General features: G+C 64.2%; 25 protein-coding genes and 2 pseudogenes. 13 read left to right on the plus strand and 14 right to left on the minus strand.

All coding sequences use genetic code 11. The features are described from left to right. Positions 1 to 152: 152 nt before the first annotated feature. The 4 genes and pseudogenes from galE to J4G43_RS07980 all read right to left on the minus strand — a co-directional run bounded on the left by galE (position 153) and on the right by J4G43_RS07980 (position 5,424). The gene (gene galE, locus J4G43_RS07965) at positions 153 to 1,145 is read right to left on the minus strand and encodes a UDP-glucose 4-epimerase GalE (protein WP_208084450.1); all 993 of its coding nucleotides are present in this window, start codon (positions 1,143 to 1,145) and stop codon (positions 153 to 155) included. A gap of 19 nt (positions 1,146 to 1,164) precedes the next feature. Then, complete coding sequence (locus tag J4G43_RS07970) at positions 1,165 to 1,971, minus strand: WecB/TagA/CpsF family glycosyltransferase (RefSeq protein WP_208084451.1); 807 nt, start codon at positions 1,969 to 1,971, stop codon at positions 1,165 to 1,167. Beyond that, positions 1,964 to 4,341 (minus strand): annotated as a pseudogene (locus J4G43_RS07975) (exopolysaccharide transport family protein). The gene J4G43_RS07970 and the pseudogene J4G43_RS07975 overlap by 8 nt, the downstream one beginning before the upstream one ends. 282 nt (positions 4,342 to 4,623) lie before the next feature. Next, entirely contained in the window at positions 4,624 to 5,424 is an 801-nt protein-coding gene (locus tag J4G43_RS07980) for a class I SAM-dependent methyltransferase (protein WP_208084452.1), read from the minus strand. Positions 5,425 to 5,820: 396 nt separating this feature from the next. On the opposite strand from J4G43_RS07980, the gene J4G43_RS07985 reads away from it, so the two are divergent. Continuing rightward, entirely contained in the window at positions 5,821 to 6,849 is a 1,029-nt protein-coding gene (locus J4G43_RS07985; RefSeq protein ID WP_208084453.1) for a glycosyltransferase family 2 protein, read from the plus strand. Between the two features lie 6 nt (positions 6,850 to 6,855). On the opposite strand, the gene J4G43_RS07990 is transcribed toward J4G43_RS07985, so the two are convergent. Continuing rightward, the gene (locus J4G43_RS07990) at positions 6,856 to 7,842 is read right to left on the minus strand and encodes a glycosyltransferase (RefSeq protein ID WP_208089264.1); all 987 of its coding nucleotides are present in this window, start codon (positions 7,840 to 7,842) and stop codon (positions 6,856 to 6,858) included. Positions 7,843 to 8,078: 236 nt separating this feature from the next. Here J4G43_RS07990 and J4G43_RS07995 point away from each other — a divergent pair, with 236 nt between their 5' ends. The 3 genes from J4G43_RS07995 to J4G43_RS08005 all read left to right on the plus strand — a co-directional run bounded on the left by J4G43_RS07995 (position 8,079) and on the right by J4G43_RS08005 (position 11,797). After that, positions 8,079 to 9,146 carry a glycosyltransferase gene (locus J4G43_RS07995; RefSeq protein WP_208084454.1) on the plus strand — a complete coding sequence of 356 codons (1,068 nt, stop codon included), beginning with the start codon at positions 8,079 to 8,081 and terminating at the stop codon, positions 9,144 to 9,146. Positions 9,147 to 9,184: 38 nt separating this feature from the next. Further along, positions 9,185 to 10,537 carry an O-antigen ligase family protein gene (locus J4G43_RS08000; RefSeq protein ID WP_208084455.1) on the plus strand — a complete coding sequence of 451 codons (1,353 nt, stop codon included), beginning with the start codon at positions 9,185 to 9,187 and terminating at the stop codon, positions 10,535 to 10,537. A 117-nt stretch (positions 10,538 to 10,654) separates the two neighbouring features. Further along, positions 10,655 to 11,797, plus strand: coding sequence for a GNAT family N-acetyltransferase (locus J4G43_RS08005; protein ID WP_208084456.1), 1,143 nt, complete (start codon positions 10,655 to 10,657; stop codon positions 11,795 to 11,797). 21 nt (positions 11,798 to 11,818) lie between these two features. Here the strand turns inward: J4G43_RS08005 and J4G43_RS08010 are convergent, their stop codons facing one another. Next, positions 11,819 to 12,358 carry an RBBP9/YdeN family alpha/beta hydrolase gene (locus J4G43_RS08010; protein ID WP_208084457.1) on the minus strand — a complete coding sequence of 180 codons (540 nt, stop codon included), beginning with the start codon at positions 12,356 to 12,358 and terminating at the stop codon, positions 11,819 to 11,821. Positions 12,359 to 12,521: 163 nt separating this feature from the next. On the opposite strand from J4G43_RS08010, the gene J4G43_RS08015 reads away from it, so the two are divergent. Next, positions 12,522 to 12,956 (plus strand): Lrp/AsnC family transcriptional regulator, encoded by a 435-nt coding sequence (locus J4G43_RS08015; RefSeq protein WP_208089265.1) that lies wholly within the window; start codon positions 12,522 to 12,524, stop codon positions 12,954 to 12,956. A 113-nt stretch (positions 12,957 to 13,069) separates the two neighbouring features. Next, positions 13,070 to 13,954 carry a protein-L-isoaspartate O-methyltransferase family protein gene (locus tag J4G43_RS08020; protein ID WP_208084458.1) on the plus strand — a complete coding sequence of 295 codons (885 nt, stop codon included), beginning with the start codon at positions 13,070 to 13,072 and terminating at the stop codon, positions 13,952 to 13,954. Positions 13,955 to 14,232: 278 nt separating this feature from the next. Here J4G43_RS08020 and wrbA read toward each other — a convergent pair whose 3' ends face one another. The 3 genes from wrbA to J4G43_RS08035 form a co-directional block, all read right to left on the minus strand. Then, on the minus strand, positions 14,233 to 14,832 hold the full coding sequence (gene wrbA, locus J4G43_RS08025) for an NAD(P)H:quinone oxidoreductase (protein WP_208084459.1): 600 nt from the start codon (positions 14,830 to 14,832) through the stop codon (positions 14,233 to 14,235). 164 nt (positions 14,833 to 14,996) lie between these two features. After that, positions 14,997 to 15,695 carry a pirin family protein gene (locus J4G43_RS08030; RefSeq protein WP_208084460.1) on the minus strand — a complete coding sequence of 233 codons (699 nt, stop codon included), beginning with the start codon at positions 15,693 to 15,695 and terminating at the stop codon, positions 14,997 to 14,999. A 50-nt stretch (positions 15,696 to 15,745) separates the two neighbouring features. Beyond that, entirely contained in the window at positions 15,746 to 16,498 is a 753-nt protein-coding gene (locus J4G43_RS08035; protein ID WP_028147961.1) for an SDR family NAD(P)-dependent oxidoreductase, read from the minus strand. Between the two features lie 117 nt (positions 16,499 to 16,615). Between J4G43_RS08035 and J4G43_RS08040 the strand changes: the two genes are divergently transcribed. Next, complete coding sequence (locus J4G43_RS08040; protein WP_208084461.1) at positions 16,616 to 17,551, plus strand: LysR family transcriptional regulator; 936 nt, start codon at positions 16,616 to 16,618, stop codon at positions 17,549 to 17,551. 51 nt (positions 17,552 to 17,602) lie between these two features. Here the strand turns inward: J4G43_RS08040 and J4G43_RS08045 are convergent, their stop codons facing one another. Next, positions 17,603 to 17,860, minus strand: a complete 258-nt coding sequence (locus J4G43_RS08045; protein ID WP_166083593.1) for a hypothetical protein — start codon at positions 17,858 to 17,860, stop codon at positions 17,603 to 17,605. Between the two features lie 150 nt (positions 17,861 to 18,010). Between J4G43_RS08045 and J4G43_RS08050 the strand changes: the two genes are divergently transcribed. Both J4G43_RS08050 and J4G43_RS08055 read left to right on the plus strand, forming a co-directional pair. Continuing rightward, a complete protein-coding gene (locus tag J4G43_RS08050; RefSeq protein WP_208089266.1) occupies positions 18,011 to 18,997 on the plus strand; it encodes a tripartite tricarboxylate transporter substrate binding protein in 987 nt (328 codons plus the stop codon). A gap of 95 nt (positions 18,998 to 19,092) precedes the next feature. Next, complete coding sequence (locus J4G43_RS08055) at positions 19,093 to 19,446, plus strand: cysteine rich repeat-containing protein (RefSeq protein ID WP_208084462.1); 354 nt, start codon at positions 19,093 to 19,095, stop codon at positions 19,444 to 19,446. Positions 19,447 to 19,518: 72 nt separating this feature from the next. Here the strand turns inward: J4G43_RS08055 and J4G43_RS08060 are convergent, their stop codons facing one another. The 3 genes from J4G43_RS08060 to J4G43_RS08070 all read right to left on the minus strand — a co-directional run bounded on the left by J4G43_RS08060 (position 19,519) and on the right by J4G43_RS08070 (position 21,814). Continuing rightward, positions 19,519 to 20,385, minus strand: coding sequence for an adenylate/guanylate cyclase domain-containing protein (locus tag J4G43_RS08060; RefSeq protein ID WP_166083595.1), 867 nt, complete (start codon positions 20,383 to 20,385; stop codon positions 19,519 to 19,521). A gap of 188 nt (positions 20,386 to 20,573) precedes the next feature. Then, positions 20,574 to 21,041: a YbaK/EbsC family protein gene (locus tag J4G43_RS08065; RefSeq protein ID WP_014491890.1), complete on the minus strand. Its 468-nt coding sequence runs from the start codon at positions 21,039 to 21,041 to the stop codon at positions 20,574 to 20,576. 41 nt (positions 21,042 to 21,082) lie between these two features. Next, positions 21,083 to 21,814, minus strand: a complete 732-nt coding sequence (locus J4G43_RS08070; RefSeq protein ID WP_208084463.1) for a haloacid dehalogenase type II — start codon at positions 21,812 to 21,814, stop codon at positions 21,083 to 21,085. Positions 21,815 to 22,347: 533 nt separating this feature from the next. Between J4G43_RS08070 and J4G43_RS08075 the strand changes: the two are divergent. The 3 genes and pseudogenes from J4G43_RS08075 to J4G43_RS08085 all read left to right on the plus strand — a co-directional run bounded on the left by J4G43_RS08075 (position 22,348) and on the right by J4G43_RS08085 (position 24,144). Continuing rightward, a pseudogene (locus J4G43_RS08075) lies at positions 22,348 to 22,943 on the plus strand (superoxide dismutase). Positions 22,944 to 22,957: 14 nt separating this feature from the next. Beyond that, positions 22,958 to 23,608, plus strand: coding sequence for a hypothetical protein (locus J4G43_RS08080; RefSeq protein WP_225004729.1), 651 nt, complete (start codon positions 22,958 to 22,960; stop codon positions 23,606 to 23,608). 38 nt (positions 23,609 to 23,646) lie between these two features. Beyond that, complete coding sequence (locus tag J4G43_RS08085) at positions 23,647 to 24,144, plus strand: GlcG/HbpS family heme-binding protein (RefSeq protein ID WP_208084465.1); 498 nt, start codon at positions 23,647 to 23,649, stop codon at positions 24,142 to 24,144. Between the two features lie 98 nt (positions 24,145 to 24,242). On the opposite strand, the gene J4G43_RS08090 is transcribed toward J4G43_RS08085, so the two are convergent. After that, positions 24,243 to 25,127, minus strand: coding sequence for an amidohydrolase family protein (locus J4G43_RS08090; RefSeq protein WP_027565452.1), 885 nt, complete (start codon positions 25,125 to 25,127; stop codon positions 24,243 to 24,245). Between the two features lie 329 nt (positions 25,128 to 25,456). Here J4G43_RS08090 and ykgO point away from each other — a divergent pair, with 329 nt between their 5' ends. Continuing rightward, positions 25,457 to 25,582, plus strand: coding sequence for a type B 50S ribosomal protein L36 (gene ykgO, locus J4G43_RS08095; RefSeq protein ID WP_006611362.1), 126 nt, complete (start codon positions 25,457 to 25,459; stop codon positions 25,580 to 25,582). The last annotated feature ends 4 nt before the right edge of the window (positions 25,583 to 25,586 follow it).

Consider the following 25,586-nt stretch of genomic DNA (forward strand, 5'->3'; position numbering starts at 1 on the left):
AGAACAGGCTCGCGCTATTGGCGGAGCCTCACATGCCGCTTCCATTGGCGGCCATAAGAGCAACATGCGGCGGTCGGGACATGCGCCGCCGCCGGCTGTGATCATCTCTTTAGCCGCTCGGGGGCCCGACCGGCAAGCCGTAATACGGGTGTCTAGCGCGACCTGAGCGGATGCGCCGTCTGGTGCCAGGCCCAGGCAGTCCGGATCACCGTCTTTAGATCGGAATGGCGCGGCACGAAGTTCAGCACCTTTCGCGCGGCGGAGGCATCGGCGACCAGATAGGTGGGATCGCCGGCGCGACGCGGCTTCATGGTGTGCGGCACCTCGCGCCCGGTCTCCTGCCTGATGGCGTTCAGGATCTCGCGGACCGAAAAGCCTGAGCCGGTGCCCAGATTGAAGCTGCCGCCGGCATGCCCCGTTTCCAGGAGCTTCAGTGCTGCGACATGCGCCGCAGCGAGGTCGGTGACGTGGATGTAGTCGCGGATCGCGGTGCCGTCGGGCGTGTCGTAATCGTCGCCGAACACGGCGAAGTCGACATGGCCCTGCAGCGCCATCATGGCGCGCGGAATGAGATGCGTTTCGTTGTCACGCAACTCGCCGATGCCGCCGGCCGGGTCGGCGCCGCTGGCGTTGAAATAGCGCAGGCAGAACGCGCCGAAGCCATAGGCTGCGCGATAATCGGCGAGCATGCGCTCGATCATCCATTTCGACGCGCCGTAGGGATTGATCGGTGCGCAGGGGAAGTCCTCCGGCAGCTCCTTGGAATCGGCGTTGCCGTAGACGGCGCCGGTCGAGGAGAACACGATGCGCTGGCAGCCTGCGTTGCGCATCGCCTGCAGCAGCGACAGCGTGCCCTGGACGTTGTTGATGTAGTATTTCTGCGGGTCGGTCATGGACTCGCCGACGAGGCTTGCCGCCGCGAAATGCATCACCGCCGTGACCTTGTGGTCGGCGAAGGCGCGCGCCAGCGCGGCGCCGTCGAGCAGGTCGCCTGTCACCAGCGGGCCGGCGACGAAGCTGCGATGACCTGTCGAGAGATTGTCATAAACGACGGGCTGATAGCCGGCGGCAGACAGTGCGCGGCAGGCATGCGAGCCAATATAGCCCGCGCCCCCTGTGACGAGGACGGTCGGTCGGTCGGTCATGTCGTCTTCTACTCTTCTCTCAGCGATTGGAAGGCCGTTTGCGGCTGAAGAGAAGATAGAGCGCGCGAGGGTTGGTGGTCAAATAGCGCCAGAGCAGGCGGCGCGGCTCGAGCCATGTGCGCCAGGCCCATTCGAGTCCGATCTTCTGCATCCATTGCGGCGCGCGGGATCGGCTGCCCGATAAAAAGTTGAACAAGCCGCCGGATGTCTTGATAACGCCAACATTGGTCAGCAGCGGCGTGTATTGCTCGACGAATGCCTGCTCGTTGGGCACGCCGAGCGCGACCCAGAGGTAATCCGGGGCGAGCGCGTTGATCTCCTCGACTTTCGCGCGCAGGGCGTCGCCGCGCAGATAGCCGTGGCTGTACCCGACGATCTTGAGGTTTGGATACAACTGCTGGACATTCGCGACCGCCGCGGCGTTCTCTTCCTCGCTGGCACCGAACATGTAGAAAGTGCGGCCGACGGCTTCGGCCTTGCGCGCGACCACGTGGAACAAATCGGTGGTGGCGACGCGCTCCGGCAGCGGAAACCAGGATTGCAGCTTTGACGCCGCGACCAGCGGCTGGCCATCGGCGTTGATGAGGTCGGCGCCGCGGAACAGGCGTTCGGTCTCTGGTTCGGTCGAGCAGCGCGCCAACACCTCGCCATTGGCCGAGGTCAGGTGCAGCGGACGGCCGATGCGATTGTCGGGATCGGTCGCCTCGATCATGAAATCAGCGGTTGCTTCCAGGTCGAGCGCGGCCATGCGAAGGCCGCCGATAGCGATCCGCGGCACGTCGGCGGTTGCGGCCCGGCCGTCCAGATTGACGCGGCGCTCAAGCATATTGTCTGCCTCGCTGGCGCGCTTGAGTTGCGGGGGTGAGCTCGTCGAGCACGACACCGACGAGCTTGCGCTCGGCGCGACCGAGCGTGTTCAGGATTTCTTCCAGGCCGTCGTTGATGTCGAGGCTGGTCGGCAGCACCGCCACCAGCGCGTCGGCGTCGTCGAGCAGCTTGCGGCTGGCCGCACCAAGCGGCGTCACGGGGCCGTCGAGGATCACGAGATCGTAGCCGCCGGCGGCGCGCGCCTGCTCGATGGCCTTGCGGATGCCCGCAGTCGCCTTGCCGGCATCGCCATCGGCGGCAGGCAGCACCGAGACGCCGTTGACCGTCTTGATCTCGCGCGCGGCCTTGCTGCCGATCGAGAGCCAGCCGAGTCGGCTCGGCTCGCTCTTGCCGGGGCGGCTCACCTTGTTGGAGAGCGAGTGTGCCTGATGATCGGCATCGATCATCAGCACGCGGGCGCCGTCGCGCGCGGCCGCGAGTGCGAAATTCAGCGCGGTCACGCTGCGCCCGGTGGTCTCGCCCGCGCCGACGAGCGCGATGACCGGCATGGCCTTGCCGCCGGCACGCCGGGCCACGGCAGTGCGCATGTCGCGCCAGGCGTTGAGCAGCGTCGTCAGCGGAAAGCCGGGGCGCAGCGTCGGCCAGCCCAGCCGGGTCAGATCGACGCCGCCGCCGGTGGCGAGGATGGCGCCGAGCGTGTGAATGACGTCTGCCTCCTGGAGGCGCGCGATCAGCGGCTTTCCGATCAGCGTGTTTTCGTCCATCTCCGGCTGCAGCGATGGCGCGGCGAGCTTCGGTAGAGATTGCGCAATTTCCGGAGCTCGCGGAGCCGGCTGCGGCTGGGCTACCTCCGGTGTCCGTGAAACCTCCGGCGCGCGCGGAGGCCGCGGTGCCGGCGTGCGCTCACGACGGGCCGGTGTGGGCGCTGCCGGCGCGGTCGCACCGGCGGACAGCAGCTCGGCCGCGACGAACCAGCTTGCAGCAGCGAGCGCGCCGAAGATGAAGCCGATCATGGCGAACATGCTCATCGCCGGCGGGAACGAGCGCCGCTGCGGCACGGTGGCTTCGCCGATGACGCGGGCCGCCGAGGTGTTCAGGGTCTCCTGCTCCTCGGTCTCGCGCGAGCGCTTGAGGAAGGATTGATAGACGTCGCGGCTGGCATCGGCCTCGCGTTCGAGCTCGCGCAGGCGCACGGCGGCCTGGCTCAGCTGGACGCTCTGCCGCTTCTGCGCTTCCAGCGCCCGGTTGAGCGAGGCTTCAAAGTCGCGGGCGCGCGTCAGATCGTTCTTGGCGGACTGCGCGAAGCGATCGATCTCTTCGTTGATGGTGCGCTTGAGATCCTCGACCTGCTTCTCGGTCTGGCGCAGCGCCGGATGCCGCGGGCCGAGCTCGCCGGCCTGCTCCGCATATTTCTTGCGCGCGTCGGCATATTGCGCGCGCAGGTTCGCGATGGTCGGCGATTGCAGCGCTTCCGAATTCGCGCCGGCATCGGCAGCGGTGCGCCGGCTCGCCTCGATCTGGTCGAGCCGCGCCTGTGCGTCCATCGTCGCCGCGCGGGCCGCGGAAAGCCGCTGGTTGCTGGCGGAGAGCTGCTGGTCGCTGATCAGCGCGTCCTGGGTGCCGACGAAATTGTTCTGGGCCTTGTAGGTGGCGAGCGCGGTCTCGGCACTGCGCAGCCGCTCGCGCAGCTCCTTGAGGCGGCCGGAGAGATCGTTGGTGGCGCGTCGAGCGGCCGAAGCCTGCGAGTTGCGGGATTCGGCGAGGTAGGCATTTGTCAGCGTGTTGGCGAGCATCGCCGCCTTCGCCGGATCGGTCGACCAGACCTCGATGTCGACGATGAAGCTCTTCTCGGTCTTGCGGACCGTGATGTGCCTGTTCAGCGCGTCGAGTGCCGCGAGCTGCACTTCCTTCGTCTCCGCGGCGGAGGGCGCGCGGGGCTGAAGGCCGATCAGGCCGAGCAGCGACGACATCAGGCTCCTGGCATCACCGCCGCCGCCGAATTCGGGATCCTTGTCCAGATTGGCCTGCTGGATCACCTGGAGCAGCACGCTGTTCGAGGTAATCAGGCGCGCCTGGCTCTCCACCACCATGGCCATGCCGGAGACGTCCTGGGCGCGCGGCGTGAGCTCGCATCGACGAGCTGAAGCTCGCGCGGGTCGACGTAGAGCTGGGCGGTGGCGGTGTAGCGGGGCGTCACGCTCTTGCCCGCGGTGACGGCAAGCGTCGCGCCGAGGAGCGCGGCAGCGGCAATCGCGATCTTTCGCCGCCAGAGCAGATTGACGAGCTCCAGCACGTTGAAGCCGGTCTGAGGCCTCTGCTGCGGGGCCTCCGGTCCGGCCCGATCTATCGGCTGGTTGTAGTCAAGCATAGTCCCCAGCTTTCATTCCAACGACCGCGGGCTGAGGGGTTACTCTTCGCTTTACGCCACGCACCCGGGATATAGGTGCCCAATCAACGCAACAGGGAAAATTAACCATACTCATTGAGGGACTATTCACCGAAATGGCAAACAAAGCGTTTAAGCGCATGCCACTCTTCGACGCGTCGCGATGACGCTGAGGTCCCCAAGGGATTAACGGTTCGTTACCGCGCGCAGCGAGGCCGCAAGGCTTCGCTCGTCCTGCGATGGACCGCGCGCGTGTCATGATTGTCAGCGCTTCCGCAGGATGACGTGGTAATCACCGCGGCGAACGTCGATCCCGCCCGGCAGCACGGCGTTCATCACGGCGGCGGCGGCATCGACCAGAGCGGCGAACAGCGGCTTCCGCCGGCGCATCTCGGGATAGCGCGGACTCTCGACCTCGCGGCGGTAGATCATCTCGAGGCCGTTGGCCGCGGCGAATGCTTCGAGCCGCGGCAGCGTCACCAGCGGATGGAAGAAGGTCGGGAACGGCGGCTCGCCGGGCAGGCCGGCATCCTTGATGCCGCGGATATTCCGGTAGAACCAGACGTGAAACCAGTGCGGCGAGTATTTGGTGACGACGCCCGACAGCGAGCGCGGATTGGGTGCACCGATCAGGATCATTCCACCGGGCTTGAGCGCGTCGCGGAAATTCAGGAGCGCGGCATCGACATGGGGCAGATGCTCGATCACGTTGTAGCAGATCACCAGATCGAAGGTTTCGCGTCCAAAGCTGTAAGTCTGCACGTCGCCGAGGATCGCCTCGTCCGCGTAAGTGTTGTTGCGGACCTGGTCCTCGTCGATGTCGACGACGGTGACCTTGCTGCGGTTGAGCAGCTCCGGTGGCAGAACACTGCACGAGCCGCCGCCGGCTTCGTAGGTGGCGAGCTGGCCCTGCGGCAGCTCGCGGCGGAGCACGTCGTGGACGGCGAGCAGGCTGTCGCGGGCTTCGCCGGGGACCAGATCGTGCAGCGCCTGGGTGCGTGCCGTGGCCGTTGGGATTTGGATCGCCGTGGCTGTCGCGAAATCGATCGAGGCTGGCTTGTTCATTTTTTCTGACCGCGCTTGTTCGACTCAAATTTACAGGAAAAATCTCGCATGCCCGAAGAGCAAATCCGGTGCCGCGCCGCTTCACCGGTCGCGGTGCTTACGGTCGGGTTAATGCGGGCAGGCGTTAACTACGGCATCGTCCATGTTGGGCTGTTGTCCGCGTGATGGACTGCGAATTGCACTATCACGTATGCAGGCACTTGCAGGAGAAACGCGCAAAAGCGGTTAAGTGTATGGAGGGCGGGAGATCGGCGGCGTTGCGCCGTCGCGAGCCTCGGGCCCGCCGTTCATTTTGGGGCTGATATGTCCCGCGGCGATGTGCCGTCGCAGGACAGCGCCGATTACTGCGCGATTGACGCAGGGCTTTTTCAATACATATCGGACATCTAGGATGCCATGACGCTGATCCCGACAGACCTTTCCGCCAGCCGGATCTCGGATGCCGTGCGCGATCCCAACCGGGAGATCGCGGCGAGCTCCTGCGTCATCGACCTGTCGGTCGGCATCGTCGTCTGTATTCCCTGCTTCCGTCGCCCCCACCATCTGCGGCTGACACTGGACTCGCTCGTGAGCCAGCGCACGCCGCGCTCCTTCGCGGTGGTCATGGTCGAGAACGACGCGGCGGGGCGCGAAAGCGCGCCGGTTGCCGCGGAGTATCTGGCCGACGGCCGGCTCCAGGGCGTTTGCCTGGTCGAGAAGCGGCAGGGCAATTGCCAGGCGATCAACGCCGCCTTCGAGACGGCCCAGGCGCTGTTTCCCGCCGCGACCCGCTTCCTGATGATCGACGACGACGAGATCGCTTCGCCCGACTGGCTCGAGCTGATGGTTCGCACCGCGGAGGCGACCGGCGCCGACGTGGTCGGCGGGCCGGTGCTGCCGGTCTTCGACGATGACAGCAAGCCCTGGCTCGCACGTCATCCCGCCTTCTGCCCCGCCTATGATTACAGCGGCGCGGTGCCGCTGATCTATGGCTGTGGCAACTGCCTGATCACGCGTGCGGCGTTCGAGCGGTTCGATCGTCCCGCGTTCGACCTGCGCTTCAATTTCCTCGGCGGCGGCGATTGCGATTTCTTCGTGCAGTGCCGCGATGCCGGCATGATCTTCCACTGGACGGCTGAGGCGATCATCACCGAGACCGTGCCGCAAAGCCGCACCAGCCTCGGCTGGATCGCCAAGCGTGGCCTGCGTATTGGCGCCATCAATTATCGCGTGCAGTACAAGGCCGCACAAAGCGCGCCCGCGCGGGCGCGGGTGTTCGCGCAGATGCTCGGACGGCTGCCGCTGTCGCTGGTGCGTTCCGCCCGTCTGCTCGCGACATCGAAGGCCGTCGTCGCCATGCATCCCGCGCTGGTCGCGCTTGGCTCTATGCTCGCAGCGTTCGGCTTCGCACCGAAGCCTTATGAAGCGTCGAAAATCGTATCGTGACGCGGGTCAGATGCCCAAACGGGCGAGGGCGACCCTGACCGCGGCGCGGGGCAGCGATTTGAGCGAGCGCCGGCCGACCATCCCGAGATAAGCCAAGGCGTCGCGATATCTGCCGAAGCGGACGGCCTGCATCGCCGAATAGGTGACGAGATGGACCTCGGCGGCCTGGCGCAGCCCGGCCGCCGTGCCCTCGGGCAGTCTCGCCAGGATCAAGCCATCGTCGAACACCCGCGCGATCGCAGGGAAGAAGTCCTTCGGCGTCCGCACGGCCGCATTCATGGTGTTGGCGGTGTGCAGGCGATAGTCCAGCAGAAGCTTTGGTGCGAACTCGAACTCGCCGATAGCGGCGAGGCGGCACCAGCAATGCCAGTCCTCGCAATATCTGAGGGAGGTGTCGAAGCCACCGATGGCGCGGAAGGCCTCCGCACGTGCGAGCGCGATACCGCCATTGACGATGAAATTGCCGGCCGCGAGCCGCGCCAGCACATCGCCTGACGGCTTGCGGCGTCCCTTCAGCAGGCCCCGCCGGCCGATCTGCCGTCCCTCGCTGTCGATCGTGTTGTAGTCGCCGTAGACGAGAACCGCGCGTGGAGCATTGCGGGCCGCCACCAGCAGCGCGGCCACCGCGCCGGGACGCAGGCGGTCGTCGGCATCGAGGAAGAGCAGCCATTCGCCGCTCGCATATCGTGCGCCGAGATTGCGCGCGGCGGATACGCCGGCGGAGTCGTTGGTCATCAGGCGCAGCCGCGGGTCACGAATGGCGCGGACAATGGCCGTGGTGGTGTCGCTCGATCCGTCGTCGACGACGATCACTTCGGTGATCTCGCCTTGCGCCAGTGCGCTGGCGAGGGTTTCGCCGATATAGGCTGCAACGTTCTTGGCGGGAATGACGACCGACACCGATGTGGACGAGCTGGCCGGCAGCGGGAGACGCGGCGCCGGAACGACGCGCGAGGTAGCCGGTAAATCGAGAACATCTTCGGCGGTGATCAGAGCCACGGCTCGCCTTTAAGGGTCTGTTAACCAGGGCGCATCTGCCGACTGACATGGCGATCAATCGCAACATTGGCCCGCCGCGAATGATGCCAAATCGTTGTCGCGAAGGCCTGCGTGTTTCTGGTTTCGTAGATTAGCGTTAAGCCGCGGGCATTAAGCCTGTCGCAAATTTGGAAGAGTGCGACAGCGGGTCCCATGCGAGAATGCGGACCTGTTTGCCGCGGATGGATCTAGTGCCCGCAAAGACGTTCGAACACGACCCCGATGCCATGGTCCTCAACCTCTTCTACGAGGACAAGGACGATCGCTGGTTTCCCGGCGATCGGCATCTGCGGCGCATGGCGCGCCGGATGCTGCTCGGCGAGCCGCGCATGAGCGGGCAGCTTCGCGTGTTCCTCAATCTCCGCGCGGGGCTCGACCGGCTCGGCATCCGTTACCGCGTCAACGACTACGGCTACATCGCGCAGCATCCCGACGAACTCGCCTGCATCATCGGTCGCACCTTCCTGCTCGACAAGTTCGCGTGGAAGAATCCGATCCTGCTCGGTGTCGCCGCCCACAATCATCCGCTGGACGATCCTGATCTGTTCAAGCGGCTGCCGGTGAAGAAGGTCGTGGTGCCCGGCCCTTGGTACGTCGACATGTACCGGCCGTACTGGCCCGACACGGAGGCCTGGCCGATCGGAATCGACACGGATCTCTGGGCGCCGTCGGCGCCGACGCAAAAGACCGTCGACGTCCTGATCTACGACAAGGTCCATTGGGACCGCGAGCGCTATGCACCGGAGCTGATCGAGCCCGTTCGCGCCCGCCTCCTCAAGGAGGGCCGCTCGTTCACGGAATTGCGCTACGGCAGCTACAAGGAAGAAGACTATCAGGCCGCGCTGGCGCGCTCGCGCGCGATGATCTTCCTGTGCCAGAACGAAAGCCAGGGCATCGCCTATCAGCAGGCTCTGTCCTGCGGCGTGCCGGTGTTCGCATGGGATCCCGGCGGCCCGTGGCGCGACCCGGATTATTATCCGCACCGCGTCCAGTTCGAACCGGTGTCGTCGGTGCCGTATTGGGACGACCGCTGCGGTGCCAAGTTCATCGACATCGCGGGGTTCGAGGCGGGCTTGGACAGTTTCTGGGCCGGGTGCACCGCTGATGCGTTCGATCCGCGCGGCTTCGTGCTCGACAATCTCACGCTGGAGCAGCGCGCGCTGCAATATTACGAGATCGCGCGCAGCATCGTGCGGCCGCAGGCGGCAACGCAGGCCTCCGGCCTATTGGTTGACGGATGCTTAACAAGGATGGGCTAGACCCAAAGCTTCCCCGGCTTCATCACCTGCCTTGAGCCATGGATCGCAGCGCCGCTGACATGACCGACGTGGAGACCCGAACGCTGGGCCGCGTCCTGCACGATGGGCTCGCGGGGCTGAATGCCGCGCAGGCGGCGCGCTGCCTCGTCGCGGTTGCGGCGCTGCTGCTGGTGCTGATCACGCTCGATCCGTTTCCCGACCTTCGCAACGAGGATGTGACCACGGTCGTCGGCGGGCGCATGGCGCTCACCTATATATCCTGGGGTCTGCTGGCTGCGGTCGCGATGTTGTTCGTCGCCGCCACCGATGCGCCCGCGCTGAAGAGCCTGGTGACGCCGCTGCATCTTTGCCTCGTCGGCTGGCTGTTGATCAACATCGTCCTCTCCGAGAGTCGTGGCGTTTCGATCCAGCGCTTCGTGCTGGCGGTCAGCGTGACGTCGCTCGCCATGCTGTTGCCATTGCTGCCGCCGACACAGCGGACTTTCAATCTGTGCCTAGGCGGAGCCGCGCTCGTGCTGCTGGTGCTGTGCTATCTCGGCGTCTTCCTCGCGCCGCAATATTCGATGCACACCGCGCTCGATCTCACCGAGCCGCAGCTTGCCGGCGACTGGCGCGGCAGCTTCGGCCACAAGAACATCGCTTCGCCCGTGATGACCATCCTGGTCTATGTCGGCATTTACCTCTGCGGCGTCGGGTCGTTCGTGATGGGTCCCGCGATCGCTGCGCTGGCCGGCATCTTCCTGATCTTCACCGGCGGCAAGACGTCGACGGTGCTGTGCCTTGCGATCTACGCGCTCGCCTCGCTGGTCTATGTCACGCCAGGCCTGTGGCTGAAGCGGCTCATCTGCTTCGTGCCGCTGATCGTGATGAACCTGCTGACGGTCGGCAGCGTCCTGAGCCCGACGCTCGGGGCGCTGACGCGGCTGCTTCCCCTCGATCCCACCTTCACCGGCCGGTCCGCCATATGGGAATTCGCGCTCGCGGCCGTCGCCGAGAAGCCGATCATCGGTCACGGCTATGCGGCGTTCTGGGACGACGTGACCGCGCGGCAGACCGCTCAGGGGTCCGAATGGGCGACGTCCGCCGCGCACAGCCACAACAGCTATCTCGACCTCGCGGTCACCATCGGCCTGCCGGGGCTGATGCTCGTGATCCTCGTCTTCGTGCTCGCACCGCTCGGCAATTTCCAGTCGGCCCAGGCTCACAACCGTAGTCGCGCGCTGGCAAAACTGTTCCTCACCGTATGGCTGTTCGGCTTGTATTACGGGGCCACCGAGACCTTCCAGCTCGAACGGCAGAACCCGATCTGGTTCATGTTCGCGCTTGCAGTGGCTGGCCTGCATTTCCTCGCCAGGTTCCAATGCGTCGAACAGACGGAACCGGAGCGCTGACAGCTTGTCGCAGCCGGAGCGATAGTGATGTTGGCTTAACGATAAGCCGTTACGTCACTTGTGGTCTGCGACAAACATAATCTATCTGGAAACATTCAGTAATCGCATGTCCCGCGGATGACGTTTCTCAGCGTCGAGCAATCAGATGGTCTTGTGTCCAGCACGTCGGGAATCGCTGTCGATTTCGTGCGTGACTGGCGGCAGGCCGCATCGCGCCTGAGCGTGGGGCATCGCACCGCATTCCAGCACGGTTACTGGCTCGGCGCATGGTACGAGGCGTTTCACGGCTTTGCACCGCTGATCGCATTGATCTCCGATGCCGCGACCGGCAAGGACATCGCGGTGGTGCCGATGATCAGCCACATCAGGCGCGGCATCCGCATCGTCGAATTCGCCGACCTCGGCGTCTCCGACAACAACGCGCCGATCCTGGCGCTCGATGCCGCGTTGGACGCTGCGGCGACGGATGCGATCGGCAGGGCGCTGGTCGACGCTGTGCGCGCCTTGCCCGACTGCTTCGATCTGCTGCGGCTGAAGAAGATGCCGGCCCATGTCGGCGGCAAGCCGAACCCGCTGGTGTCGCTCGGACGGATCGGATCCTGCTCGCTCAACGGCAATCTCGTGCTGACGGGCGACGACTATGAAGCCTACCGGGCCTCGATCAAGCGCATGCAGATGCCACGCTGCTGGCGGGTCTTCAGCCGTCATGCCGGCGCGCGGCTCGAGATCGCCGTGGATGTCGCGCGTGCGCGGGAGCTGCTGGACATAATGGATGTCCAGCAGCAGGCCCGCATGCGAAAGCTCGGCTCGCGCTTCGTCCTCAACGACGACGCTCATGCCCGATTCTATCGCGAGGTCGCCCGTCAGGGTATCGCGGAGGGCTATGCCGTCATCTCGGCGCTGGTCTGCGACGAGGCCGTCGTCGCCACCACGTTCGGCGTCAGGTTTGGTGCGAGCTATTTCCTCCTGCGCATCAGCCACGCCGGCGATTCATGGTCGAACTGCTCGCCGGGGCTGCTCGTCACCGAGCGTACCATGGCGGCGCTGCATGCAGAGGGCGTGCGCCGTTTCGATCTCAGCATCGGCAACCAGGACTACAAGCGCCGCTTCGGCGCCGCGAAGGTCGCATTGACCGATGTCAGCATCGCGCTGTCCTGGCGCGGCGCTCCCTATGCATGGCGCGACCATGCCGCGCAGAACCTGCGTCGCTATCCCAGGCTCGCCGCCTTCGCCAGCCGGGCGATACGCAAGATGCGGTGACGGAGGCCGTCCGTACCCGCGTCATCTCGAAAGGCCGGCACTGAAGGCGTCCAGCAGCGCGCGACCCTGCGGCCAGTCGCCGAGCCCGCTCGACGCATTGATGTGGCCAAGGGCGCCCAGTCCGATCAGACCGGACTTCCAGGCACGCGCCCGCTGCTGCGTCTTATCGAGCCTGCCAAAGGGATCGTCGGTGCTGGCGATGATGAGTGAGGGGAAGCGCAGCGTACGGTCCGGCACCGGCTTGAACGCAGCCGCCTCCGCGGGAAAATTGGCGCCATCGGGATCGGGCACCGCGACCAGAAAAGCACCCGCGATCGTGGATGGGAAGCGCGTGGCCCAGTGCGCCACCAGCAGGCAAGCGAGGCTGTGTGCGACCAGCACCGGCGGTTTCGCGCAGCGCCCGACCGCCTGCTCCAGGGATTGCTCCCAATCGGCGAGCTCCGGCCGGTCCCAGCTCGCCGGCTGAAACCGCGTGAAACGTGTATCGTTGCGCTCCCAGAGTGTCTGCCAATGAGCTTCTGCGGAGCCGCCGAGGCCGGGCAAGGTGATGATGTCGTGCATGATCGTCCCGTGATATCTGAGATGCACGTGCAGTGTGGCCGGTCTTGGTGCTGCGTCACATGGCAAGTCATCGGCGAAAGAGATCATCTGCCGATGATCTCAAGGTGGAATGGAGAATTGTCTTGGATCGCTTCGGAAGCATTGACACCAAGGATCTCAAGACCTGGAGGCATTGCAGGCCAATGCGCGCGTGCCGCTGTCCGAGCTCGGCCGTTCCGTCGGGCTGTCTCAGCCGGCCATCTCCGAGCGCGTGAAGCGGCTCGAGGAAGCCGGGATTATCGAAGGCTACGGCGCCCGCATCAATCCGCGCGCGCTAGGGCTCGGCCTGATGGCGCTGGTCCGCCTGCGCACGTCGCATGAGCACATCAAGACCTGCCTCAAACGGTTCAGCGAGATTCCGCACATCGTTGAAGTCCATCGCGTGACCGGCGATGATTGCTTCGTGCTCAAGGTGCTGGTTCCGGCGCCGGAAGATCTGGAGACGATCGTGGATCGTATCGCCGGCTTCGGCGCTGTGACGACCTCGCTCGTGCTGCGGAGCGAGCCGGCGCGACCGATCGGTAAAGACCTCATCAGGAAGAAGACCGAACGCGGTTGAGGCGTGGCCCGCGCGATCGACACGTCACCGGGCTGTCACAAAGCCTTCGATTGCGCCGAGCTTCGATGATCGCGCGCGTTGTGCTATCGTCACTTCCGCTTTCCGGAGGCGACATGGAAGATCGTTCGGCGAAATATCGCGCATTCTATGCGCAGTTGATCTGCGCTGCGGCCAAGACGACAGATCCCCGTATCGAGCAGGCCTTTCGCACGGTCAGGCGCGAACCCTTCGCCGGACCCGGACCGTGGTCGATCTCCGTCGGTGGCCATCCCTATGTCGTGACGCCCGACGATGACCCCGCCTTCCTCTATCAAAACACGCTTCTGGCGCTGGATCCGGCGCGCGGCCTCAATATCGGGATGCCCGGCGCGCACGCCTATTGGCTCAGCGGCTGCGGCGTGCGGGAAGGCGAGACGGTGATCCAGATCGGTGCCGGCAGCGGCTACTACACCGCCATTCTCGCCGAGCTCGCGGGACCTTCGGGCCGTGTCCATGCCTATGAGATCGACGAACGCCTGGCGGCATTCGCGCGCGAAAATCTGAAGGACATCCCGCATGTCGAGCTGGAAGATCGCTCGGGCATCGCGTCCGATTTACCGGGCGCGGATGTGATCTATGTCTGTGCGGGCGCGGCGCAGCCGGCCACGCAATGGCTCGATGCGCTGCGGCCCGGCGGCCGGCTGGTGTTTCCGCTGGCGCCGGAGGGCATGCTCGGTGGCATGTTGATGATCACGCGCCCGGACGAGGGCGCGGTCTGGCCGGCGAAATTCCTGAGTCGTGCCCAATTCATCGGCTGCGCGGGACTGCAGGACGCGGATGCCGGCCGGCGATTGGCCGAGGCGTTCGCGAAAGGATGGGAGAGCGTACAGTCGCTGCGCAGAGGCGGCGCTCCGGACGAGACGTGCTGGTTTGCCGGTGAGGGCTGGTGGCTTTCGACGGCGGCGGCGCCCGTCCCGACGGATTCAATCAAGCCCCACGCCGACCTCACGCAGGCGTAACGGATCGCTCACGCCTTACGATTTGGCGCACCCGGCGCAATGCAGCCGGCCGCGTGAGGCGCGGAACAGGCTGCGGCAATACCAGCGCCGCGCCAATGCTTGCGCAGGCCTGCGGATCATCTGCGCGATCAACAAGAGTTCGAAAGCCATTCGTATCGCTTTGGTCAAATATCCTGACCACGTAGATGGGGCGGCGCTCCCGAATGAGAACGCCGCCCCCGTCGCATCAGCCATGCAGTCGTTCGTACGTAAAGCCTAACTGCGCTCAGCCATGAAGTTCAGCCATGAAGTTTCTTGGCGGTCTCCGCGATCTGGCGGCCCTGGTAGCGTGCGCCGGCGAGCTCGTTGGCGCTGGGCTGGCGGCTGCCGTCGCCGCCGGTGATCGTGGTGGCGCCGTAGGGGGCGCCGCCGGTGACCTCGTCGAGCTTCATCTGACCGGCAAAGCCATAGTTCAGACCGACCACGACCATGCCGAAATGCAGCAAATTGGTGATGATCGAGAACAGCGTCGTCTCCTGGCCGCCATGCTGGGTCGCGCTCGCGGTGAAGGCGCCGCCGACCTTGCCGTGCAGAGCGCCCTTGGCCCAGAGTCCACCGGCCTGGTCCAAAAAGTTCGCCATCTGCGAGGCCATGCGGCCGAAACGGGTGCCGGTGCCGACGATGATTGCGTCGTAATTGACGAGGTCCTCAATCTTGGCGACGGGTGCTGCCTGATCGACCTTGTAATAGGACGCCTTGGCGACTTCGGCCGGCACCAGCTCGGGCACGCGCTTGATGTCGACGGTGGCGCCGGCCTCGCGCGCGCCTTCGGCAACAGCGTTGGCCATCGCTTCGATGTGGCCATAGGCGGAATAATAGAGGACGAGAACTTTGGTCATGGTGGTCTCCGTTGGGATCGATGTTGACTGTTTGTGGGGACGTCATGCCCGGGCAGAAGCGCGAAGCGCGTCTTCGCGCTAGATGTCCCGGGCATCCAGGTTCTTGTGCGCCCATGATGGGGCGTGGATGGCCGGGACAAGCCCGGCCATGACGAAGCGCGTTGTTAGGCCGCGTCGACGAGCACGAGCTCGGAATCTTCCAGCGCCGTGATCTTCAGCTTGTCCTCGTCGCGGATCGCGGCGCCGTCGCGGGCGTTGACGCGCACGCCGTTGATTTCGACCGCGCCTGCCGCCGGCACGAGATAAAGGTGGCGCGACTTCTGAGCTGAATACTCAGCCGTTTCGCCGGCCTTCAGTGTGGTCGCCAGCACCCGCGCATCGGCGCGGATCGGCAAGGCGTCCTTGTCGTTCTCGTCGCCGCTGGCGATGGTGACGAGCTTGCCGGTGCGGTCCGCCTTCGGAAACGGCTTCGAGCCCCAGGTCGGCTGGCCGCCACGCGCGGTCGGTTCGATCCAGATCTGGAAGATCCGGGTCTTGGTCGGCTCGAGATTGTACTCGGAGTGGCGAACACCGCTGCCGGCGCTCATCACCTGCACGTCGCCCGCTTCGGTGCGGCCCTCGTTGCCGAGGCTGTCCTGATGGGTGATCGCGCCCTCGCGCACATAGGTGATGATTTCCATGTTGGCGTGAGGATGGGCGGGAAAGCCGGTGTTCGGCGCGATCTCGTCGTCGTTCCACACCCGCAAGGCGCCATGACCCATGTTGTTCGGGTCGTAGTGGCTGGCGAAGGAGAAATGGTGCTTGGCCTTGAGCCAGCCGTGATCGGCACCGCCGAGCTTTCCGAAAGGTCTGAGTTCGATCATCTGCGTAATTCCTTTGTGTGATCCTTTGGGTTGAACGGCTGGCGCCTTGATCAGGCGCCGAACCCGCCGTCGACGTTGAGCACTGTGCCGGTGACGAAGGAGGCTTCCGGGCTTGCGAGGAACACGACTCCGGCGGCGACTTCCTCGGGGCGGCCGAAGCGCTGCAACGCGTGCTGCTTGCGCTGCGTCTCGGCGAACTCGCCGCCGTCCTTCGGGTTCATGTCGGTGTCGATCGAGCCGGGCTGCACCACGTTCACGGTGATGCCGCGCGGGCCGAGGTCGCGTGCCGCGCCCTTGGTGTAGCCGACGACGGCCGCCTTGGTGGCGACGTAGTCGGCAAGCCCCGGGAACGAGGCGCGGTCGGCGAGCATGGAGCCGACGGTGACGATGCGGCCGCCTTCGCCCATCAATTGCGAGGCAGCGCGGATCGCCGCGATCACGCCGTGTACGTTGATGGAATCCTGCCGTTCAAGCGCGGCCGTGTCAGCCTTCGCATCGTCGATCGCGCCGCCCGCGGCAACGCCGGCATTGTTGACGAGGATGTCGAGATGGCCGAATTCCCTGGCGACGTCATTGACGAGCTGCGTTACGTCCTTGGCCGAGGCCTGGTCTGCCTTGAAAGCGCGGGCCTTGACGCCGCGGGCCTTCAGTTCGGTGACGACCGCCTCGGCCTTTTCGGGCGAGGCGACATAGCTGATGGCGACATCCGCGCCTTCATCGGCGAGTGCGCGGGCCGATGCCGCGCCGATGCCGCGCGAGCCGCCGGTGACGAGGGCAACCTTGCCTGAGAGCTTCTTGGTCATTGGATTTCTCCATTCCTGAATGTCTGATGACCCTTGGATAAGCCTCCGCCTATGGTATAGAAATAGAAACTGTCGAAACACATTGTTTCCCGAAATACCCCAATTGGACCTGCGCACATGGCAAAACTCCCCGATTTCGAGGCGCTCGCGATTTTCGCAAAAGTCGTGGAATTACGGTCGTTTGCAGGGGCCGCGAGCGAACTTGCGATGTCCAAGGCAACGGTGTCCAAGGCGGTCACGCGGCTGGAGGAACGGCTCGGTGCCCGGCTGTTCAACCGCACCTCGCGGCGGCTGGCGCTGACCGATGCCGGGCACAAGCTCGCCGAACGCGCCACGCGTCTGCTCGTCGACGGCGAGGCGGCCGAGAACGAGGCGCTGGCGCAATCGGTGGCGCCGCGCGGCCTGGTCCGGCTCGCCGTGCCCATGACGTTCGGGATCAAGGCGGTGGCGCCGTTGCTGCCGGAGTTCTTCGAAACCTATCCGGAGGTCTCGGTCGATCTGCATCTGAGCGATGCGACGATCGATCTGATCGGCGAGGGTTTTGACATGGCGGTGCGGATCGCGCGTCTGCCGGACTCTTCGCTGATCGCACGGCGGCTCTTCACCATGCCGCGCTTCACGGTGGCCGCGCCGTCCTACCTCAAGAAACATGGCCGGCCGACGCATCCGATGCATCTCGCCGAACACAAATGCTTCAGCTACGCCTATCTCTCCACGCCCAATGTCTGGAACTACACCAATTCGGCAGGCGAGCAGGCCAGCGTCCGTCCGGGCGGACAGCTTCGCGTCAACAACGGTGAGGCGGTGATGCCGGCGCTGATCGCCGGCCTCGGCATCGCCGAGCTGCCCGAGTTCATCGTCGGCGAGGCGATTTCGTCCGGCGAGGTCGAGGTGATCCTGAAAGACTGGAAGCAGGCCGAAGGCGCCGTGCATCTGGTGACCCCACCCGGCGGCCCGCGCCCCGCACGCGTCGAGGCGCTCGGCGATTTTCTCGCGGCGAAGCTGCCGGGCACCTGCAAGCGGCGGCCTCGCGGGAAAGCAAAGACGTCGTAGAGCGAGCCGCCTCAACAATTCGTCATTGCTTCTCGCAATGACTGGACCTGACTACGACACTTTCACGCCGTTGATCGCGACAATGCGCAAGGCTGGCTTCAGCGTCCCCTCCAGCTGCGTCTTCAATTCGTGAACGCGCGGGTCGTTCGAGCGTGCCGCGCAGGCGGTGTATTGATGGACCGATTGCGCCAGGGCGCGCCGCGCTTCCGGCGTTCGCGTCAATTCGGGCTTTGAAAGCCGCAGGACGATCGCTGCGAGATTCACCAGCATCTCGTCCAGGGCGACGTCGATGGTCGCAAGATTCCGCATCACTCACTCCCTCAAGAGGGCAACAGCGGGTTCAGGGAAGCGTTCCGGGCCGGGCCGAACATGGTCAATACTTCGTAAACGCCTTGTTCTTGCCGCTCGGCCGGTTAGGCTGCCAGCGAAACAAAGATAATCGGGGGCGAGGGGACCATGATGGATCGACGCGATCTCTTGCGCGCCGCTGCGGCATTGCCGTTGTTGCGGGCTGCTTTACCTGACAAGGCCTTCGCGCAAACCTATCCGGTGCGCAACATCACCATGATCGTGCCGTTTCCAGCCGGCGGTCAGGCTGATCTTGCCGCGCGTCCCGTCGCGATGGCACTGGAGCGGATCCTCGGCAAGCCCGTCATCGTCGACAACCGCGCCGGTGGCGCCGGCGGATCGGTCGGCAATGCCGCGGCGGCGCGCGCAGAGCCCGACGGCTACACGCTGCTGATCACGCTGTCCTCGCTCGCGGTGCTTCCCGAGGCCGACCGTCTGTTCGACCGACCCGTTGCCTACGAAGTCTCGCAGTTCATGCCGATCGCGCGCGTCCTCGCCGATCCCACGCTGCTCGCGGTGCCGGCCTCGGCGCCGTGGAAGACGGCGCAGGATTTTGTCGAGGATGCGAAGAAGCGGCCGGGCCAGATCACTTACGGCTCGTCCGGTCCTTACGGGACGCTGCATGTCGCGATGGAGATGTTCGCGAGCAGCGCCGATATCAAATTGCTGCATGTTCCGTTCCGCGGCGCGGGCCCGGCGCTGACCGCGCTGCTCAGCGGCACCGTGCAGGCGATAGCAGCCGCGCCCGGCACGCTGAAGCCGCAGGTCGACGACGGCAAGCTGCGCGTGCTCGGCAATTGCGGCGCACAGCGCATCTCGAGCTTCCCCGACGTTCCGACCTTCCAGGAGCTCGGCTACAAGGACGTCGAGATGTACATCTGGGCCGGGCTCTTTGCACAGAGTGCGCTTCCTGCGCCGGTCGCGAGCCGCCTGCGCGAAGCGATGGCGCAGGTGATGACGAGCCCGGATGTGCTCAGGAGCTTCGAGGCCTCGGGCAGTCTGGCCGCCTATCAGGACGCGCCGGCATTCTCGCAATTCGTGGCGACGGACAGCGCGCGGCTGATCACGGCGGTGAAGAAGATCGGCCGGGTGGAATAGGTTCCCGTCGCACTTTCACATTATTTTGTTGGTTCAGAACCTGACCGCGTCTCATTGATTGAAGACAAATCAAGGAAAGCGAGAAGGATCGGGACATGCGAACAGAGCGAATTGCGCTGGGTCTGGCGCTTGCAGTCAGCGGCATCGTCGCGCAGGGCGCGGCATCAGCCCAGGACTATCGCGGCACAATGGAACAGCAGATGGCGTGCACGCCGGATGTCTGGCGCCTGTGCAGCGACCAGATTCCGGATACGAACCGCATTGTGGCCTGCCTGCAGCAGAACACGCCGCAGCTTTCGAGCGCATGCCGGGCGGTGTTCCAGTCGAACAACCAGGCTCAGCCTCAGCAGCCTGTCCCGCGCGGCCGGGCTGTGCCGCCGCCGCGCTACAACAATGCGCCGCCGGCTGTCGCCGCGCCACCACGTCCCCATGATGATGACAACGACTAGAGCATGATCCGGAAAAGTGTGATGCGATTTTCCGAAGAAGTCATGCTCAAGTCATAACCTGAAGCGACCGTCTCACTCCCGACTCGTTTGGCGCTCCCGCTTGCTGTTCGGCTCGGGTCGCTGCCGGAGCGCTGTCCGCAAGAGGGCACCGAAGAGCAATGCTGCGACTGGCCAATGGAACCAGATCTTGTGCATGCCGGTGAAAACGTTGATCAGAATCAGAAAGCCCGAAACCGTGAGGGCCACTGCGACCGGGCGGGGCAGCTTCGCCAGCCAATCCGAGACGAAGCCCATCCAGGTGGATGGCTCGTGCCTGCTGTCAATCCATCGCGCGCCAGTTTCCGAATCTGCAACTGCCCGCCCCTGCGGAGGGAGGCTTTCGTCAACCGGGAAGCTCCGTCGCCCAGCGCTTTGGCCGCTCATGGCCACGCGATAGCTGGTCATGGGAGCAACGTTCTTCATTGGTCGCTGGCCGAGACAGTCGAAGCCAACGGACAATTTGTTGTGCACCTGATCGTAGACGGAGCTTGAGATCACGACGCCGCCGGGTTCGGCGAGCTCTTGCAGCCGTGACGCGATATTGACCCCGTCGCCATAGATGTCGGACCCGTCCACCATCACATCGCCGAGGTTGATGCCGATGCGAAACCGCATCGGGTTCGCGTGAGGTGGGTCCGAATCCTGGTTGGAAATTTCCTGCTGAATTTCGACCGCGCATTGCACGGCCTCGACGACGCTGGCGAACTCGGCGATCACAGCATCGCCCCAGGTATTCACGATCCGGCCGTCATGGCGCTCCACCAGTCCCGCAAAGGCAGTGCGGTAGCGGCGCAGCGTCTCCAACGTTCCGGTCTCGTCTGCTTCCATGAGGCGAGAATAGCCCTGCACATCAGCGCACAGGACGGTGGTCAATCGTCGTTTCACCTTGTCGTCGGCCATGGTCCGTATGGTAGCCTTCCTGACCGGCAATTGCATCAGGCATCGCATCTGGCGCCATCGCGGTTCAACGACCGGTCGTCCAGTCCCGAAACCGTCATAACCGTGCAACGAATGCGGTCAGCCAAGTGCCAAAGCCGACCTGAGGCCGTCCTCCGCGCCCCGGTTCATGAGTGCAGGCCAGAGTCGCCTTAAGGCCTGTGCTCGCAGACGTCGACCCATTCGGCCGCGGTGAGCTCCGCCATCCGCTCGGGCGTGATGCGTACGGCACTGTGGGTCGAGCCTGCGGCGGGCACCACCACGTCGAACGCCTTCAGCGACACGTCGCAATAAATCGGCAGCGGCGACTTCAGTCCGAACGGGCAGACGCCGCCGACCTCGTGGCCGGTGATCTCGGCGACCTCTTCCAGCCCCAGCATCTTCGGCTTGCCGCCGAACGCAGCCTTGACCTTCTTGTTGTCCATGCGCGAGGTGCCGGCGGCGACGATCAGGATCACGCGTTCCCCGATGCGCAACGACAGGGTCTTGGCGATCCGGCCGGGCTCGACGCCATAGGCTTCGGCGGCCAGCGGCACCGTGGCCGAGCTGATCGGGGATTCGATGACGGAGATGTCGGGGGCTTTCTCGGCGAAGAAGGCGCGAACGGATTGAAGGCTCATTCCAAACAGCTCATTCCAGACTCATGGGCGGGCGGCGATGCTTAGGCGACCGTTGGCAGTTCCGAGAGCGCGCGGACACGATGATCCGGCGCGAACCCAAGCTCGTCCATCTGGGTCCGGATCGCCTTGTACATCGTCAGCGGTGCCACGAGTTCGTTCTCGACGCAAGCCAGCGCCATCGCCTCGGGCGTCACACGTTCGATCCAGGCGACGTTCAGCCCGAACGACTTCGCGCCGGCGACATCCCAGGGATTGGACGAGACGAACAGAACCTCATCCGGCCTGGTGCCGAACGTCTCGCCGATCAGCGTGTAGGCCTCTGGAGATGGCTTGAAGACCTTCTTCGCATCCACGCTGATGGTGGCATCGAGCAGACGGTCGAGCCCGGAATTGCGCACGAGCGCATTCAGCATGTCCGGACTGCCATTCGAGAGGATGGCGAGCTTTCGCGGCTTCAGCGCGGCAAGCGCGGCGGCTGCATCCGGATAGAGATCGAGATCCAGATATTTCTCGATCACCCGCTCGAACGCTTCGCCTTCGTAGGCGAGGCCGAGCAGGCGCAGCGTATAGGCGAGCGAGTCGCGCGTGACGGCGGAAAAATCCTGGTAGCGCCGCATCAGCGAGCGCAACCAGGTGTATTCGAGCTGCTTGATCCGCCAGATTTGCGTGATGATCTCGCCATAGCCCGGAAAAGCATCCTCGGTGATCTCTGCGACCGACTGGATTTCGTACAGCGTTCCGTAAGCGTCGAAGACGACGGCCTTGATGCTCATGGCTCGCTCCTTTGGGACTTTGCGGTGGCGCACGGACAATACCGAAACGGCCCGGTACTCGACAAGGTCGGAACCTTCTTCAAACAATCGTCACCCCGTCGACCTCGCGCAGCAGATTGACACTGCCGCCGGCAGGCGTTTAATTCAGGGTACGGGGATTTGCGATCTCCCCGCGAGGCGACATGCCCAAGTATCGCGTCCTGGTCACCAAGGACGCCGCATGTCTTCTTTCATCTCGATCTCATCAGAGAAATTGTCCCGTCAATTGGTGCCGCCAGCGCGCCGACCCTCGTCGATGTCCGTATCGACAAGGGCCGCGCGGTCTATTTGCGCACTCGACAAGACGGCGAGCACCAAGAGCTAGCGAGCACGCGGGGCAAGTCGGGGACAACGATGAAGTGGAGGACTCCATGACGACGAATACCGACCGCCGAGACTTCATCAGGGGCGTGGGGGCCACCGCGGCATCGACTGCAATACTCGCGGGGACGCAAGCCCTTGCGCAAGCCAACCAGCCAACAGGAGCCAGGCCAATGCCATACCAGCCCAAGCCGATGCCGTTCGATCCGAAATCCATTGCCGGCATCTCGGAGAAGGTGCTCGTCAGCCACTACGAGAACAACTATGTCGGTGCCGTAAAGCGACTCAACGCGATCGGACGCAACTCGCCGAGCTCGACTTCGCAAAAGCTCCGAACTTCGTCATCAACGGCCTGAAGCGCGAGGAACTCGTCGCGTCAAACTCGATGATCCTCCACGAAATCTATTTCGACGGGCTCGGCGGTGCCGGCAAGCCGAGCACACCACTTGCCGACGCGATCGCGCGCGATTTCGGCAGCATGGAGCGGTGGCGCGCGGAGTTCTCCGCCATGGGCAAGGCCGAAGGCGGCGGCTCCGGCTGGGTGATTCTTTCCTACTCACCACGCGACAAGCGGCTGGTCAATCAGTGGGCCGCCGACCACACGACGACGCTGGCCGGCGGACGCCCCGTGCTGGTGCTCGACATGTATGAGCACGCCTATCACATGGATTATGGCGCGGCGGCCGCGAAGTATGTCGATATCTACATGGAAGCGATCAAATGGGACAACGCTGCAACACTGTACGATCAATACAGGCGGGAAGCTTAGACGTTGTGCAAAAAATGAGCGTAGCGCTGTTGGGGGCGGCGTTGTTCCTATTGTTGGTGGGAGGAAACGCGATGGCAGAAACTGTAAATTTTGACAACGCAGCAACCGGCGCAGCGCCCGAAGGCTGGACTCTGACGATGACGGGTCGTGGCCAGCCCAAATGGACGGTCGAGGTGGAGTCGACGGCGCCAAGCAAGCCGAACGTCCTGAAACAATCCGGTCAGGCGACGTTTCCAGTGGCGCTCAGGAACGGTACCAGCATCATAGACGGGTTTGTCGAGGTCAAGTTCAAGGCGATCGCAGGCTCCGAGGATCGTGCGGCCGGTATTGTCTGGCGCGCAAAGGATGCCGACAATTACTATGTCGTGCGGGCCAACGCGCTTGAAGACAATGTTGTGCTCTATAAGACGATCAAGGGTGTTCGCAGCGCGCTCGATATCGTCGGCCGGAAAGGCGGCTATGGCGTCAAGGTATCGGTGCCGTCAGGTCAATGGCATTCCCTACGTTGCGAATTCGCGGGAAAGCTATTCAAGGTGACGTATGACGGCAAGCCGATGTTCGAGGTCGAGGACGAATCGATCAGGGAGGCCGGCATGATCGGCTTGTGGACCAAGGCCGACAGTGTCACCGTATTCGACGACCTGACATACGGTGTGCTGAACTAGGTTAACATCGGCGTCGACCCGCTCACGTCGGAGAAACCATGCTCGCTCGAACCCTGCTTGCGGCCACCGTCCTGTTGATGCTCGCGCACCCGGCAATGGCGCAGGAGCCGCTCGCGACCTACAAATCCCTGAGTCCCGAGCTGGCGCTTGATCTGGCCCGGGCATCGCTTGATGACTGCCGATCACGCGGGTACCAGGTAGCCGTCGCGGTCGTCGATCGCTTCGGGGGGACACAGGTGATCCTTCGTGACAGGTTCGCAGGTGCTCACACCGTTTCAACGGCCTCGGGCAAGGCGTGGACCGCAGCAACATTCCGTACCAGCACCACCGAACTGAATGCCGTCAGCCAACCTGGCATGATGCAGGCCGGTATCCGCAATCTCCCCGGCGCGGTCATTATAGGTGGCGGATTGATTGTCGAAGCGGGCGGTTCGCTGGTCGGAGCCGTCGGTGTGTCTGGGGCGCCCGGCGGTGATGCTGACGAAGCCTGCGCCAGGGCCGGAATCGACGCCATCCGCGACAAGCTCGAGTTTTAGGGCCGCCTTGCCCGCCTCAGCGAGGCCTTGAGCGCCTGAGCGTGAGGGCTTCGGCAACCGGTCGAAGCCCTCAATGCGCCGTGGCGATGAGTGCGCGACTAGATCCCCAGCAGTTTTCGCGCGTTGGCCTTCAGCACCTTCGGCCGGATCTCGTCGCGGATCTCGATCTTGGCGAAATCCGACAGCCAGCGGTCCGGCGTGATCACCGGCCAGTCCGAGCCGAACAGCATCTTGTCCTGAAGGATCGAGTTGATGTAGCGCACCAGGATCGGCGGGAAATACTTTGGCGACCAGCCCGAGAGGTCGATGTAGACGTTCGGCTTGTGGGTCGCGACCGACAGCGCTTCCTCCTGCCAGGGGAAGGAGGGATGGGCGAGGATGATCTTGAGGTCGGGGAAATCTGCCGCGACGTCGTCCATGTACATCGGGTTCGAATATTTCAGCCGCATGCCCATGCCGCCGGGCATGCCCGAGCCGACGCCGGTCTGGCCGGTGTGGAACAGCGCGATCGCGCCGCCATTGTTGATCTCTTCGTAGAGCGGATAGGCCATGCGGTCGTTGGCGTAGAAGCCCTGCATGGTCGGATGGAATTTGAAGCCGCGGACGCCGTATTCCTCGATCAGCTTGCGCGCCTCGCGCACACCGAGCTTGCCCTTGTGCGGGTCGATCGAGACGAAGGGGATGAGGACGTCGAGATGGTCGGAGGCGATCTCCAGCATCTCCTCATTTTTGTAGCGGCGGAAGCCGGTCTCGCGCTCGGCATCGACCGGAAAGATCACCGCGGCGATATTCTTGGAGCGGTAGTAGGCCGCGGTCTCCGGCACGGTCGGCGGATGCTTGTGCGGCGACTTGAAATAGTCCGCCATCTGCGCCTGGAAATCGTCATAGCCGTCGTCGGGATGGGTGCCGCAAGGCTCCTCGGCGTGGGTGTGGATGTCGATGGCGACGACATCGTCGATGTTGGGCAGCTTCAGCTTCGGCATTGGTTTCCTCCCGACGGGTTGTCGAATTGATTATATGATATAACGAATTTGGCAAGGCACGTCGTCGAAGCGAAGCCCCAAGTCGACAAATGTGTAGATCGGGCCGATCCGGCCGTTTCTACTTGCTTTCTACTTTGCATGGGGTTGTTTTCCAGAATTTGCTGGTCCGGAACCGGGCAGTTAACATTGACATCCGGTCCTCCCATGCCTTAAGAACCGCCCCGTCCCGGGCGGTCGGTCCGCCAGCGGGAAAGATCTCATTTTGCCACATTCGCGCGTGCCGAAACGGTAGTGCCGAACACGGCCTTTCGAACGTTCAGGATTCTGCCATGAAGGTCCGTAACTCGTTGAAGTCGCTGCGCGGTCGCCATCGCGCCAACCGCCTGGTCCGCCGCAAGGGTCGGGTCTATGTGATCAATAAGGTGCAGCGCCGCTTCAAGGCTCGCCAGGGCTGATATT

It is taken from the genome of Bradyrhizobium barranii subsp. barranii (genome assembly GCF_017565645.3).
Taxonomy (GTDB): domain Bacteria; phylum Pseudomonadota; class Alphaproteobacteria; order Rhizobiales; family Xanthobacteraceae; genus Bradyrhizobium; species Bradyrhizobium barranii.